Source organism: Cyanobium sp. ATX 6F1, from assembly GCF_024346315.1.
Lineage (GTDB): Bacteria > Cyanobacteriota > Cyanobacteriia > PCC-6307 > Cyanobiaceae > ATX-6F1.
The window spans coordinates 73,584-86,659 of record NZ_JAGQCS010000003.1; the positions used below are offsets into that span (position 1 = coordinate 73,584).

The 13,076-nt window shown below is 67.3% G+C and carries 12 protein-coding genes; 4 read left to right on the top strand and 8 right to left on the bottom strand.

The features are described 5' to 3' along the window. Positions 1–95 precede the first annotated feature (95 nt). Both KBZ13_RS05485 and KBZ13_RS05490 read left to right on the top strand, forming a co-directional pair. Positions 96–1,343 carry a fatty acid desaturase gene (locus tag KBZ13_RS05485; RefSeq protein ID WP_255007238.1) on the top strand — a complete coding sequence of 416 codons (1,248 nt, stop codon included), beginning with the start codon at positions 96–98 and terminating at the stop codon, positions 1,341–1,343. Between the two features lie 21 nt (positions 1,344–1,364). Beyond that, complete coding sequence (locus tag KBZ13_RS05490; RefSeq protein WP_255007239.1) at positions 1,365–1,565, top strand: Nif11-like leader peptide family natural product precursor; 201 nt, start codon at positions 1,365–1,367, stop codon at positions 1,563–1,565. Here KBZ13_RS05490 and KBZ13_RS05495 read toward each other — a convergent pair. From KBZ13_RS05495 to KBZ13_RS05505, 3 genes are read right to left on the bottom strand one after another with little or no spacing between them, the layout of a single operon-like run. Further along, positions 1,548–1,769 carry a hypothetical protein gene (locus KBZ13_RS05495; protein WP_255007241.1) on the bottom strand — a complete coding sequence of 74 codons (222 nt, stop codon included), beginning with the start codon at positions 1,767–1,769 and terminating at the stop codon, positions 1,548–1,550. The genes KBZ13_RS05490 and KBZ13_RS05495 overlap by 18 nt on opposite strands. Further along, positions 1,762–3,033, bottom strand: a complete 1,272-nt coding sequence (gene arsJ, locus KBZ13_RS05500) for an organoarsenical effux MFS transporter ArsJ (RefSeq protein ID WP_255007242.1) — start codon at positions 3,031–3,033, stop codon at positions 1,762–1,764. Before arsJ ends, KBZ13_RS05495 begins: the two co-directional genes overlap by 8 nt. Next, positions 3,030–4,070 (bottom strand): ArsJ-associated glyceraldehyde-3-phosphate dehydrogenase, encoded by a 1,041-nt coding sequence (locus KBZ13_RS05505; RefSeq protein WP_255007244.1) that lies wholly within the window; start codon positions 4,068–4,070, stop codon positions 3,030–3,032. The genes arsJ and KBZ13_RS05505 overlap by 4 nt, the downstream gene beginning before the upstream one ends. Positions 4,071–4,154: 84 nt before the next feature. Here KBZ13_RS05505 and KBZ13_RS05510 point away from each other — a divergent pair, with 84 nt between their 5' ends. Together KBZ13_RS05510 and KBZ13_RS05515 are read left to right on the top strand one after the other, a co-directional pair. Next, on the top strand, positions 4,155–4,487 hold the full coding sequence (locus KBZ13_RS05510; protein WP_255007246.1) for an ArsR/SmtB family transcription factor: 333 nt from the start codon (positions 4,155–4,157) through the stop codon (positions 4,485–4,487). Positions 4,488–4,685: 198 nt separating this feature from the next. Then, complete coding sequence (locus KBZ13_RS05515) at positions 4,686–5,774, top strand: PstS family phosphate ABC transporter substrate-binding protein (protein ID WP_255007248.1); 1,089 nt, start codon at positions 4,686–4,688, stop codon at positions 5,772–5,774. Here the strand turns inward: KBZ13_RS05515 and KBZ13_RS05520 are convergent. From KBZ13_RS05520 to KBZ13_RS05540, 5 genes are all read right to left on the bottom strand, one after another. Continuing rightward, positions 5,765–6,910, bottom strand: coding sequence for an MBL fold metallo-hydrolase (locus tag KBZ13_RS05520; protein ID WP_255007249.1), 1,146 nt, complete (start codon positions 6,908–6,910; stop codon positions 5,765–5,767). The two genes, KBZ13_RS05515 and KBZ13_RS05520, sit on opposite strands and share 10 nt — an antisense overlap. 216 nt (positions 6,911–7,126) lie before the next feature. Then, complete coding sequence (locus KBZ13_RS05525) at positions 7,127–9,985, bottom strand: hypothetical protein (RefSeq protein ID WP_255007251.1); 2,859 nt, start codon at positions 9,983–9,985, stop codon at positions 7,127–7,129. Between the two features lie 4 nt (positions 9,986–9,989). Beyond that, complete coding sequence (locus tag KBZ13_RS05530) at positions 9,990–11,735, bottom strand: ShlB/FhaC/HecB family hemolysin secretion/activation protein (protein WP_255007253.1); 1,746 nt, start codon at positions 11,733–11,735, stop codon at positions 9,990–9,992. A gap of 58 nt (positions 11,736–11,793) precedes the next feature. Beyond that, entirely contained in the window at positions 11,794–12,234 is a 441-nt protein-coding gene (locus KBZ13_RS05535; protein WP_255007255.1) for a hypothetical protein, read from the bottom strand. Positions 12,235–12,375: 141 nt separating this feature from the next. Then, positions 12,376–12,942, bottom strand: a complete 567-nt coding sequence (locus tag KBZ13_RS05540) for a hypothetical protein (protein WP_255007257.1) — start codon at positions 12,940–12,942, stop codon at positions 12,376–12,378. Positions 12,943–13,076 lie beyond the last annotated feature (134 nt).

Sequence of the window (13,076 nt, forward strand, 5' to 3'; positions counted from 1 at the left end):
ACGTAGGGATGGTTACCTTTGTCTCAGATCAGGCATCCTGTCGAGGCAGCCCAAGGAACCCTCTCTTCGGCGACGTCGCTGAGCATGCCTTGCCCATGGCCCCCACCCAGACGAGGCGCCCATTGCCCCCCATGCCTACCGATACCCTTCAGGCCACCCCCAGCCGGGCTGATTTCAGCCTCAGGCCCTACATGGCCAGCAACGACTGGTGGGCCAGCTGGCAGCTGATCAATACGTTGGTGCCCTTCGGCTTGCTGTGGTGGGCGATCGGTCCAGCCGTGCGCAGCTCCCTCTGGCTGGCGGTGCCGATCGTGGTGCTGATGGTGCTGCTTTCAGCGCGCTGCTTTTCATTGATGCATGATTGCGGCCACGCCTCGTTGTTCAGCTCGCCGAAGGTGAATCGGGCCGTGGGATTTCTGCTCGGGGTGATCAATGCCATCCCCCAGTACCCCTGGTCGCGGGGCCACGACTACCACCACCGCCACAACGGCAACTGGGAGCTTTACCGGGGGCCATCAGCGCTGATCACCACAGGCCAGTTTCTGGCGTTAAGCCCTCGCCGCCAGTGGTTCTACGCCTTCCTGCGCCAGCCGCTGATGCTGATTCCCGGGGGATTCTTCTATCTGATCATCAAGCCACGGCTGGCTTTGGTGCTGGGCCTGGTGGGGCTGGTGCGCCATGGCCTCGATTGCCGCCGGGAAGATCCCTCCAGCACCGTGGCGGCGATCTTCGCGAGCTACCGCAGCCGCCACTGGTACACCACCGGAGAATTCTGGGATCTGCTGGGCAACAACATCTGTGTGCTCAGTCTCTGGGCGCTGATGGGCCACTGGCTGGGCCTTGGGCTGTTCTGGAGCGTCTATTCGATCGTGATGGCCTGCTCGGCGGCGATCTTCATCTGCATCTTCTTCGTGCAGCACAACTACGAGGGCTCCTATGCCCACCGCAGCGAGGATTGGAGCTACCTCAAAGGGGCGATTGAAGGCTCCAGCTACCTGAAGATGCCGGCGCTGCTCAATTGGTTCTCCGCCGACATCGGCTACCACAACATGCACCACCTCTCGGCGCGGATCCCCAATTACCGCCTGCGGGAGGCCCACCAGGCCAACGCCCACCTGCTCACAGGGGTGCACACCCTGCGGCTTGCCGAGATCCCGAACTGCTTCAAGTTCATCCTCTGGGATCCAGCCACCGACAGCCTCACCTCGATTGAGGCGGTTCGCCAGCAGGCGGCGCTCGGTTTCAAGGGCTCCAACCTTCCTGAGCTCCCCACGGCGGTGGGGGCCTCAGGCGTGAAGGGACGTGAAGAGGCTGGCCAACGGGGGGCCGCCACGGCAAGGTGAATTGATCCCCAAAGGAGGGTCATGGCGCTCGCCGAACTGGAAAGGCTGGTGGATGAGGCCGAGGCCGATGGCGCCCTGCGCCGGGCCCTGAAGCATTGCCGCAGCAGCCACGAGCTCGTGCTGGCGGCTCGGCGGCTGGGGTACCGAATCACCCGCGAAGACCTGATCCAATCCCGCCTCGAGGGGCCGGCGACCAGGCCGCGCTCAGAACTTCGCGCGTAGCAGCAGCAGCGCCCCGAGGAACAGGGGCACGTTGATCACGGCGGCGATCAGCAGCACCGCGCTGCCCCAGCTGGGCTGACCGATGCGCTCGGCAGCCCAGAGAAAGGTGCCATCCACCACCACCAGAGCCAGCAGCCAGGCCACCGGGAAGCGGATCGAGGCCCGCGGCGGCGGTGATGAGGGATCAGGGGCGGGCTCAGCCATGGGCGGCGGCGACCATTGAACGGGTTGGGGACAGTCTGAGGCTGGTGAGCCACGACAGCCCCACCAGCAGCGCCGAGCACCACAGGCAGGCCTGCAGGCCGCCCACCAGGAACAGGGCACCGGAGAGCAGGGTGCCCAGCAAACGGCCCGCGGCATTGGCCATGTAATAGAAGCCCACGTTGAGGCTCACCGATTCGGCGTCGGTGTAGGCCAGCACCATGTAGCTGTGGATCGAGGAATTCATCGCGAACACCGCCCCAAAGGCCACGAGCCCCACCACAATCGCCAACCCCGGCTGGGCCACCTCGCGCCAGAGCGCCACGGCGATCAGGGCCGGTATTGCCGTGAGCACCGCACTCCAGAACTGCACCGCTGAAGGCCCCGGCGGGCCGCCGCTGCCCCAGGCCCGGCGCAGGGCGGGCGTGGAACCCTGGATGATCCCGTAGCCGATCACCCACAGGCCCATAAAACCGCCCACCTCCCAGAATCTCCAGCCCAGGGCGGCCTCGAGGAACACCGGCAGGGCCACCACGAACCACACGTCGCGGGCGCCGAACAGGAAGAAGCGGGCCAGCGAGAGGATGTTGATGCCGGCGCTCTTGGCGAACAGGGCCGAGAAGGCCGGCTTATGCTTCATTCTGCCGATTTCATCCGGCAGCACCAGGGTGCCGAGCAGGGCCAGGAACAATCCGCCGGCCATGCCCGCCACCGAAGTGGCGAATCCGAAGCTGGTGAGCAGCACGCCGCCCAGGAAGAAGCCCACCCCCTTGAGGGCGTTCTTGGAGCCGGTGAGCAGGGCCACCCAGCGGAACAGTCGCTGCTCCACTTGGCTTGGTTCGCCTGGGGTTTCCGGCACCACCTCCCCTGCGACCACGGTCTTGATGGCGCTCTTGGCGCTCATCTTGTTGAGGTCCTTGGCGATGCCGCTGATCGCCTGGGCGCCCATCACATAGAGCAGGGAGAACAGCTTCGGCCAGCTGGCTGAGACCGGCACCAGCATCAGCAGGGCGATGATCTGCAGCACCAGGCCGGCCCAGAGGGTGAGCCGCAGACCGAAACGGGCCCCCAGCCAGCCGCCGTAGAGGTTGGTGACGATGCCGAAGAACTCGTAGAACAGAAACAGGAAGGCGATCTCCAGGGTGGAGTAGCCGAGCTGGTGAAAGTGGAAGATCACCAGCATGCGCAGGGCGCCATCGGTGAGGGTGAAGGCCCAGTAGGAGGCGGTGACGACCGCGTACTGCTCCAGCGCCGTGAGCTGTTTCATGACCCGGCAGCTTCAAGTGCTGCCACATGGCAGGCGAGATCGGCCAGGCGGCAGCTGTAACCCCACTCGTTGTCGTACCAGGTGTAGACCTTGAGCTGGGTGCCGCCCGTCACCAGCGTCGAGGGGGCATCGACGATCGCGCTGCGCGGGTCGTTGACGTAGTCGATCGACACCAGCGGCCGCTCCTCGCAGCCCAGGATTCCCTGCAGCGCTCCGGCGGCAGCGGCGGCAAAGGCGGCATTCACCTCCTCAACGCTCACCGCGCGCTCCAGCTCGAACACCGCATCGGTGATCGAGGCATTGAGCATGGGCACCCGCACCGCATGGCCGTTGAGTTTGCCCTGGAGCTCCGGGAAGATCAGGCCGATCGCCTTGGCCGAACCGGTGGTGGTGGGGATCAATGAGCTGGTGGCGGAGCGAGCCCGGCGCAGGTCGGATTTGAAGCTGTCGATCACCACCTGGGTATTGGTGATGTTGTGCAGAGTGGTGATCGAGCCGTGGCGAATGCCGAAGCTCTCGTGCACCACCTTCACCACCGGTGCCAGGCAGTTGGTGGTGCAGGAGGCGGCGGTGAGCAGGCGGTGGAGGCTGGGGTTGTAGAGCGCGTGGTTGATGCCGAACACCACGTTCAGTGCCTCCTCGCCGGCGATCACCCCCTTCACCGGGCAGGCCACGATCACCCGCTTCAGGCCCGCCGCGCTGAAGTAGGGCTCGAGGGTTTCGGGCGTTTTGAACTTGCCGCTGCACTCGAGCACCAGGTCCACCCCGGCATCCAGCCAGGGCACGGCGCTGGGGTCCTTGTGGCGGCTGTAGCTCACGGTGGTTCCGTCCACCTGAAAGCCCTGGGGCACGGTGGGATCAGCGGCCACTGCCCGATCCCAGCGGCCATGCACGGAGTCGAATTCGAGCAGATGGGCGGCGGTGGCGGCATCACCGGCCGGGTCGTTGACATGCACCAGCGCAATGCCGGGCCTGCCCCAGAGGGCACGGAACACGAGGCGGCCGATGCGGCCGAAACCGTTGATGCCGAGGCGCATGGGAACGAAGCAGGTGAGCAGCGCCTGTGGTCGGCGGGCGTAACCTAGATCAAATCTGCTTGATTGATCAAGAGGAGTTGATGAATGACGGTGTCCCTGCCCGCCGGGTCCCCTGCGCTCCAGTCCAACCAGGCTCGGTCCCTGCTCAAGGCTCTCTCTGACCCCCTGCGTTTGCGCGTGATCGAAGCCCTCGCCAATGGCGAGAAGTGCGTCTGCGACCTCACGGCTGAGCTCGATCTGGCCCAGTCCAAGCTCTCCTTTCACCTCAAGGTGCTCAAGGAGGCGGGGCTGTTGGCTGACCGCCAGGAGGGCCGCTGGATCTACTACCGCCTGGAGCCGGCCGCCATCGAGGCCCTGCGCTCCTGGCTTGCGGATCTGGCCAGCCGTTGCGGCGCCAGCGCGCCCCCATGCGGCTGAACCATCCCCCGGTGCTGGCCAAGTTGAGGCCCCTTGATCGAGGTGCCGGCCCTGGTGAGCCTGGTTTATCTCTCGCTGACGCTGCGGCGGCGCCTCCAGCGCTTGGCCTGAGGCAGGGTTCATCAAGGCTTAAACCGTCGTTAAACCATCAATCGCATTTGATCAATCAGGGTGATCGGGCTGGCGCCCTCCCGTCCCATGCTTCGCTTCCGTCGCCCCTCCTCACCCGGCCGCCATTCAGCTCGTGTCGCTGCTGCCACGCGCCTGATCGCCGCCACGGTCTTGGCCCTGCTCGCACCGCTCGCGCAGACCCAACCCGCCCGGGGCCAACAGGCCACGCCCCCCACGGTGCGCATCACCGGATCGAGCACGGTCTACCCGATCATCCAAGCCGCCATCGCTGCCTTCCAGCGCACGGAGGCCGGCAAGGGGTCCCGCTTTGATCTGGTGGAATCGGGTACCAGCGGCGGCCTGCGTGATCTCTGTGCCGGTCGGGTGCCGATGGCCAATGCCTCGCGGCCGATCAGCTCCACTGAACTCAAGGCCTGTGAGCGGAAAGGGGTGCGCTTCTTCGAGCTGCCCCTCGCCTTCGATGCCCTCACCGTGGTGGTGAACCCGCGCAACACCTGGGCCCAGGCGATCACCACCCAGGAACTCTCCCGGCTGTGGCAGCGACGCGCCCAGGGCCGCATCATGCGTTGGAATCAGGTCAACCCCCAGTGGCCCGCACGGCCGATCCGGCTCTGCGGACCCGGTAGCGATTCAGGCACCTTCGACTACTTCAACAAGGCGATCAACGGCTCCGCCACTGATTCACGCCGCGACTACACCGCCAGCGAAGACGACAACGTGGTGGTCAACTGTGTGGCCAACGACCCCCATGCCCTCGGTTATCTGGGCTATGGCTGGTACGTCGCCCATGCCCAGCGGTTAAGGGCTCTGAAGGTTCAGGCGGGTCAGGTGGCGGTGGCACCTTCGGCGGAGAGCGTGTTCGATGGCAGCTACGAACCGCTCTCCAGGCTCCTGTTCATCTACGTCAACGAACGGGCGCTCAAGGAACAAGACCTGCTGCGGCGCTTCATCGGTTACCTGTTGGTGAACGACACCCAACTGGTCGAGAAGGCACGGTTCATTCCCCTGCCGGGCAGCACCAATCAGGTGGTGGAAGCCAAGCTCTACCGCCAGATCACCGGCACATCCTTCGGCGGTGAACTTCCGATCGGCCTGACGGTTGGCGAGGCCATACGGCGCAGTTTTGCTCAAACCAAGCGACCTGCTTACCGCTGAGGCGAACCGGGGGGCTCCGGTCCAGCGCTCTCCACCGGATAGCCCTCCGCTTTCCAACGGCTCAGACCGCCGCGCAGGTTGGCTACTTGCCTCAGGCCGGCTTTGCTCAGTTGCTGGGTGGCCAGGGCCGAGCGGCTGCCGGAATGGCAGAGCACCACCGTCGGGCGATCGGTGGGGATTTCTGGGCTGCGGGCCTCCAACTCCGGCAGGGGGATCAGCTGGCTGCCGGGAATGTGGCCATCGGGGCCGTCGTATTCCTGCCGCGAGCGCACGTCCACCAGGTTGAGGGCGCTGAGGTGGGCGGCCACCCATTCAGGGATCAGTTCCGGCAACCCGGCGTAGCTGCGCCGGATCGGCGCCCAGTCCTGGTCGTCCGCTCCGCTGGCGGGCTCTAGGGGCTCACCGCAGCGCAGATTCGCCGGCAGGGCCTGGGCGATGCGGTGGGGGTGGGGGAGACGCAGGTTCTCCATCGACCCGACGAAGTCGCGCTCATCGGCGCCGCCCCCCAGGCGGGCGTTGTAGGCCCGTTCCTCAGCCACGGAGCTGACGCAGCGGCCGGCGTAGTCGTGGCCCGGGTAGAGCAGGCAGGCCTCTGGCAGCGACAGGATCTGCTCGGTGATCGAGCGGTAGAGGTTGTGGGGGTTGCCCTGCTGGAAATCACAGCGACCGCAGCCGCGGATCAGCAGCGCATCACCGGTGAAGGCGAGGCTCTGGTTGTCGAGCACATAGGTGAGGCAGCCGTCGGTGTGGCCCGGGGTGGCGCGCACCTCCAGAAAGCGGCCGCCGAAGTTCACCCGATCGCCATCGCTCAGGGGCTTGGTCACGTTGCTGGCACGCACCTTGGCCGATAGTCCGATGGCGCAGCCCGTGGCCCGCCGCATCAGCCAGGCGCCGCTGATGTGGTCGGCGTGGGCGTGGGTGTCGAGGCAGGTGACCAGATCGATCTCCAGCTCCTCGATCAGGGCCAGATCTCGGCTGTGCTGTTCGAACACCGGATCAATCAGCACCCCCTCGCGTGCCCCCACGTCTGCGAGTAGGTAGGTGTAGGTGCCGGTGTCGGCGTCGAAGAGTTGACGCAGCAGCAGCTCGCCGCCACCGGCGGCGGCCCGCAGCGAGAAAGGGGGGGCGACGGCCATGGTGGATCTGACAGCCCGGGCCAGGGAGCTTAGGCCTGTGGCCCCAGCCAGGTGGGTCTTGAGCACGAACACCAAGAGGGAGCCGTCAACTGAAGGACGTTTTGGGGCAGGCTTTGATCGATCGACCTAAGGCGGCAGCGATGGTTGCCGATGGACGCCCCTCATTGCTGTGAAGAGCCACGTGCCTTGCCATGGCTCGTGCCAACCCAGATGGGTTCAGGGTTGGGCGATCTCGACCGTGAGTTGGATCGGTGCTCCGTTCCTGTTGGTGAGCTGCAGCTGCACGCGGTAGGGCAAAGCCCCCATCGGTGGATTCGTGGCTGTGAAGGTGCGACTGGTGGGTTGGTAGGTGAGCCAGCTGGGCAAGGCCCCGCCTCCGGGCTGAGTCGCTTCGGAGGGACCACCGAGGTCCACATCGGGGAAGCGCTCCAGCAGAAGTTGTCGCGGAACCTGATAGCTGAAGCCCAGGCCCTGCTGCCGCGTCGCCGCCAGGGCCATCGCCTCGCTGCGTGCTTGCTGCACCGTCCCAGCCCGTAAGCCCTCAGCCAAGTTGGAGGGTTTCGCCCCAGGCATGGGGCCCACTTCCCCACCGCCGCCACCCGGTGGGACCACGGCCGGGCCGCCACCGGGCCTGGAAGGTCGGGTGGGCATGAGGCCGATTTCGCCACCGCCACCACCCGGTGGGATCACAGCCGGGCCACCACCGGGCTTGGAGGGCCTTGTGGGCATGAGCCCGATTTCGCCACCGCCGCCACCAGGGGGGATCACCGCCGGGCCGCCACCGGGCCTGGAGGGCCTTGTGGGCATGAGGCCGATTTCTCCACCACCGCCACCTGGTGGGATCACCGCCGGGCCACCACCGGGCCTGGAGGGCCGTGTGGGCATGAGCCCGATTTCGCCACCGCCGCCACCAGGCGGGATCACGGCCGGGCCGCCACCGGGCCTTGAGGGCCGGGTGGGCATGAGTCCGACTTGTCCGCCACCGCCACCAGGGGGGATCACCGCCGGGCCGCCACCAGGTCTGGAGGGCCGCGTGGGCATGAGCCCGACTTCTCCACCGCCGCCACCCGGTGGGATCACAGCAGGGCCACCACCGGGCCTGGAGGGCCGTGTGGGCATGAGGCCGATTTCTCCACCGCCGCCACCGGGCGGTATCACGGCCGGACCGCCACCAGGTCTGGAAGGCCGAGTTGGCATGAGGCCGATTTCTCCGCCGCCGCCACCAGGTGGGATCACAGCCGGTCCGCCACCGGGTCTGGATGGAAGCCCGGGCATGAGGCCCACTTCTCCGCCGCCGCCGCCACCAGGTGGGATCACGGCCGGACCACCGCCGGGTCTGGATGGAAGGCCAGGCATGAGTCCGACTTCTCCGCCACCGCCACCCGGGGGGATCACAGCAGGACCACCACCAGGTCTGGATGGAAGCCCAGGCATGAGGCCCACTTCTCCACCACCGCCACCAGGGGGGATCACGGCCGGGCCACCACCGGGCCTGGAGGGCCGCGTGGGCATGAGTCCCACTTCTCCGCCACCGCCACCAGGGGGGATCACAGCCGGGCCACCACCAGGCCTGGAGGGTCGGGTGGGCATGAGCCCGATTTCTCCACCACCGCCACCTGGCGGGATCACGGCCGGGCCGCCACCGGGCCTGGAGGGCCGAGTGGGCATGAGCCCGATTTCGCCGCCACCGCCACCAGGCGGGATCACAGCAGGGCCGCCACCGGGCCTGGAGGGCCGCGTGGGCATGAGGCCGATTTCGCCGCCACCACCACCAGGCGGGATCACAGCAGGACCGCCACCAGGCCTGGAAGGCCGTGTGGGCATGAGCCCGATTCCTCCACCCCCACTGCCGCCTCCGCCATTCCCGCCGCCACTGCCTCCACCGGCGTTGCCACCTCCATTTCCGCCACCGCCATTTCCTCCGCCACCGCCCGGTCGCCCTTGCCCGGCGCCATTGCCGGGGCCGCTGCCGTCCCCGGGACCACCCGCCCCGCCGCCTGTGCCAGGGATGAGGTTGGCTCCGCCGCCGAGGTTGGCTCCGCCACCACCGCCACCCTCTGGCTTGCCGCCTCCGTCAGGCTTGCCGCCACCATCGGGCTTCCCGCCACCGCCCGGTCGCCCTTGCCCGGCGCCATTGCCGGGGCCGTTGCCGTCACCGGGACCACCTGCCCCACCGCCGGTGCCAGGGATGAGGTTGGCGCCGCCGCCGACGTTGGCGCCGCGACCGCCGCTATTTCCGCCTCCATTGCCATTGCCATTGCCATTGCCACCAGCACTCCTGTTGCTGAGGCCGTCACCGACCCTGGGACGAACGCCAGGGGTGGCGCTGGAGAGGGCTTGCTTCCCGAGCGGAGCGGCGCCGCGGCTCTGGAGACGGCTGCCAACAGGTGTGCGGGCGCCGCCTGCGATCAGGGCCGGTGGCTTGAGCCCGGTGGCGGGGAGCCGGGTGGCATTGATGGCCGCCAGCAGGGATTGACCGCTCTGGATCAGCGCAGCCCGGTTGCTGACGTTGCCGGGCAGAAGGGTGAGGGACCCTTCGATCGGCCGTTGGGTGCCGAGGATCGTGCCGCGCAGGTTGATGGCCTGATCCCGGATGAAGCTGAGATTGCGGAAGCGAGTGGGCTGGATGGCATAGGCCTGGGAGAAGCGCCAGAGGGTGCTGGGATCGAGTCGCAAAGGCACCAGCCAGGAGGAAGGGGCCAGGATCCGCCCGCTTGCTTCCACCTGAATTCCACTCGGATTCACCAGCACGAAGCGGGGACCCGATTGCACCGTGCCGCCGATGAGGGAGGCCCCGCTGGTGCCACGGACGAAGTTCAACAGCACCTGGTTGCTGCTGCCCTGGACCTGGAACAGTTCACCCGGGCTGACGTTGAAACTCTGCCAACGCACCAGGCCGCCTTTGCCGACCACCTGGATCTGACCGTTGGCGCCGGGGATGAGGCCCTGCACATTGGCGCTGCGGCCCCCACTGAACTCGGGCAGGGCCTGGCTGGGAAGGGGCAGCCAGGGCACCAGGCTCAGGCCCGCGAGCACACAGAGGGAGATTCGATGCGGCTGGTTTCGGTGTGTCATGGGCTCAGAACCACTTCCTCAGAGACACCCAGACCCGCACGCTGGCATTGAGTCCATCCACGTCGTTGCCGGTGGGGGAATAGAGGTTGTTGCCCAGCGGCCAGGCCACATCCAGCGAGGCGAGCAGATCGCCATGGGTGCCCCATTCCAACCCTAGGCCCGGTCCCCACAGGCCCAGCTGACCCGGCAGCTCCCCATCGGCAAACGAACTCGTCCAACGCCAGATGTAGCCCCCATCCACGAATCCCTTGGCGATCAGATTGCTGGCCAGTTGGTAGCGAAGGGTGAGTTGCCCCGACAGCCCCGAATCTCCGAGGGCCTCACCCGGTGGATAGGCGCGCACACCATTGGGCCAACCAAGGGACATCTTCTCGACGGTGTCGAGGTTGTTGAACGCAACCTGGGCCTGGCTGAACAGTTCGACCGACCAGCGCGAATCGCGGAACATCTGATAACGCCGATAAAGGCCGAACAACTTCCCCCAGGCACCGGCCTTGGCGGCGCCTAATTCATCGAGTTCGGCCTCAAAGGGTCCGTCCAGGCCCAGATTTCCCACCGACAGCGTGAGCAGTCCGCTGTTGATGCCGAGCCCGAACAGGTTGTCCTGGTTGTCGCCCATCAACGTGAAGCGGCCGACCCAGTTGGTGCGGTTGGAGTATTGATAACCGAGGACTTCATCGGTGAAGTGATCGACTTCAGCGCTGACATTCCAGGAAAGGTTCTGTCTGGGGCGCCGCCACAGCACCTGAGACAACCCCACCGAACCGCTGGCGAAGGATCCCTTGTAGTCGAAAGGTGCCTGATCTTTAAGCAGGCGATAATCACTCCAGTTCACCGACCCTGTGGCATTCAGCCCGCCCGGTGTGAGGGGCAAAGTTACATTCGTGCCGGCATAGCGGCTGCCGTACCAGTTCACATTGCCGGAATAGGATGTGAATAGGCTGAGCACCTCGCCGCGGCCCGCTAGGCCGTTGAGGTTCAGCGTGGCTTGCGCCTGATACGGCCCGGTGTCGATCGTGGATTGGTTGTTGAGGTTCAGCTCCCCCTGGACCTGCCGCGTGGCCCGCAGGTTGAGCAACACATCGGTGCTCCCGGCTATGTCCCCTGGCTGGAGCTCGGCCCTGGCCTGGACACCACCGAGGTCGCCCAGCTTGAGCAAAGCACTCTCCAGCTTGTCGAGCCGCAGCGGCTGGCCCTTGCCCACCGCATCGAGCACTGTGGCGATCGCCCAGTTCGAGGAGATCGGGGCCTGGTTGGAGGGGATGCGCACGGCCCCGAGCCGCGCTTCCACCACCGGAGCCACCACCACGCCATCGGCGCGCTGCAGCGGCTCGCCCACGCTGACCAGCAGCTGGGCCCGCTCGTAGGCCGCCTCCAGATCGGCCCGCAGCTTGGCGAGCACCTCCTGGGTGGCGCTCTGGCTGATGTAGCGCTCCTGCAGCGGCTTCAACCAGCCCGGGGTTGGGAGGCTCGAGCCTTCCAGTTCCACGCCCTTGATCGGCGGCGCTGCCGAGGGGACTGAGTCTTGGGGGAGGGCTGCAGGGGTGCCTGGCAGACCTTCGATCAGGGGCTGCTGGGGTTGGAGCTGTTGTTGATCAACCTGGCGCAGCTGGTCACGCCGCTGTTCGTCCTGGATTCGACGCTCCACCCGGCCCGAGGGTTGGGCCCAGCCGGGCGCCACGAGCAGCGCCGAGGAGAGCACGGCGATGGGGCCCACCACATGGGTGATCGGTTTTGAAAAGAGCGTCAATCGTTCCCGGGCGCCGCGGTCAGATTAAAGGCTGGCAACGTCGCCCCAGGTGCGTCCGTCAGGAGTGAGCCATCGGCCGATCCGCCCTGCAGCGCGCCCGCAGGGCGCTGATCAGCTTGCTCACCGCATCGGCTTGCCCCTGCAGCCCAAACGCCTCCCGCTCCACCGCCAGGTTCCCGTGGCCATAACGGGTGGTGAGGATGCCGCTGATCTCCCGCTCCACCACCGGCGCCAGGGTCACCTTCCAGCCGATCGGCCTCAACACCCCGCGGGGGCAACTCTGGGCGGCATGCACCGCCTCGTGCAGCACGGTCTGCCGGCCGATGCCCAGCTCGAACGCCACCGGCGCCACCCAAAGCGTCTTGCTTTTGGCCTCGAACAACCCGTAGATGCCGCTCCGCGGCGGCGCCTGCAGCAGCACGGTGAAGCCCCGTCGCCGCAGCTCTTTCACCAGCGGTTGCAACTCCGCCGGCAGGCTGTCCAGGCGTCTCGGGGCCAATGGCCCAGGGGCCAATGGCCCAGGGGCCAACGGCCCAGGAGCCAACGGCCCTTGCGCCAGAGCGGCAGCCAGCAACAGTGCAATCACGGCCACAGCCCCCCGAGGCGGATCCCGGCCCCCAGGGCGTGAACCATAACTAGTTCAGCCACCGCCGGGACCGCAGCCACCGCTGAGCAGTTCGGCCCGCAAGCCCTGCAGCGGCGGGGAGGCCGGGGCGCGGGGATCGAACAGCAAGGCCCAGGCCATGGGCACTTGCCCGCGGGCCAGCGCCCCCTCCACCGCGCGCTCCCAGGCCCTGGGATCGCGGCCCAGACGAGCCACCAGCTGCTCGCTGGAGCGCAGCACCGGTGCCGCCGCCGCCCGTAGCCGCACGCTGGCGAAGTGGCCGGCGGCTGTTCCGCGCGGGCGCAGGCGCAGCACCGCCAGCTCCCCTGGTTTCAGGGGTGCCAGGGGCCAGGGGATCGCTGTTCCCGCCCGTTGGCTCGCCGGGATCTGTGCGCTCCAGGGCCGCTGTCCGCCGCGCTCGATGCGCAGCTCGCCCAGTGGCTCGGCCACCACCAGGGTGGGCCTGGCGTTCGGCACGGTGCCGCCCACCCGGCCATCGGCGTCGCTCTCCACCCGCGGTGCGATCACGCAGATCTCCGGTTCGCTCTCGGTGGTTGGCGCCGCCCGGGCCCGGTCACCAGGCAGCAGGACCAACAGCAGCATTGCCCCCAGAGTGATGCGCCGCCAAGGTTCCGCGCGCCCCGCTGGGAGCGATGGAGCTTGATGGCGTCGGCGTTGGGGCAACAACGGCTTGGGATCGATCTCCCCATGCTGACGACCCGGAGGACGGCCCTACG

What these genes read in the sequence shown, in the direction of transcription:
- KBZ13_RS05505 (WP_255007244.1), bottom strand. Translation starts at nt 4,070, where the DNA reads ATGCGCCTCGGCATCAACGGTTTCGGCCGCATCGGCCGCCTCGTGTTC.
- KBZ13_RS05525 (WP_255007251.1), bottom strand. Translation starts at nt 9,985, where the DNA reads ATGACACACCGAAACCAGCCGCATCGAATCTCCCTCTGTGTGCTCGCG.
- KBZ13_RS05540 (WP_255007257.1), bottom strand. Translation starts at nt 12,942, where the DNA reads ATGCTGCTGTTGGTCCTGCTGCCTGGTGACCGGGCCCGGGCGGCGCCA.
- KBZ13_RS05510 (WP_255007246.1), top strand. Translation starts at nt 4,155, where the DNA reads ATGACGGTGTCCCTGCCCGCCGGGTCCCCTGCGCTCCAGTCCAACCAG.
- KBZ13_RS05495 (WP_255007241.1), bottom strand. Translation starts at nt 1,769, where the DNA reads ATGGCTGAGCCCGCCCCTGATCCCTCATCACCGCCGCCGCGGGCCTCG.
- KBZ13_RS05490 (WP_255007239.1), top strand. Translation starts at nt 1,365, where the DNA reads ATGGCGCTCGCCGAACTGGAAAGGCTGGTGGATGAGGCCGAGGCCGAT.
- KBZ13_RS05515 (WP_255007248.1), top strand. Translation starts at nt 4,686, where the DNA reads ATGCTTCGCTTCCGTCGCCCCTCCTCACCCGGCCGCCATTCAGCTCGT.
- arsJ (WP_255007242.1), bottom strand. Translation starts at nt 3,033, where the DNA reads ATGAAACAGCTCACGGCGCTGGAGCAGTACGCGGTCGTCACCGCCTCC.
- KBZ13_RS05485 (WP_255007238.1), top strand. Translation starts at nt 96, where the DNA reads ATGGCCCCCACCCAGACGAGGCGCCCATTGCCCCCCATGCCTACCGAT.
- KBZ13_RS05520 (WP_255007249.1), bottom strand. Translation starts at nt 6,910, where the DNA reads ATGGCCGTCGCCCCCCCTTTCTCGCTGCGGGCCGCCGCCGGTGGCGGC.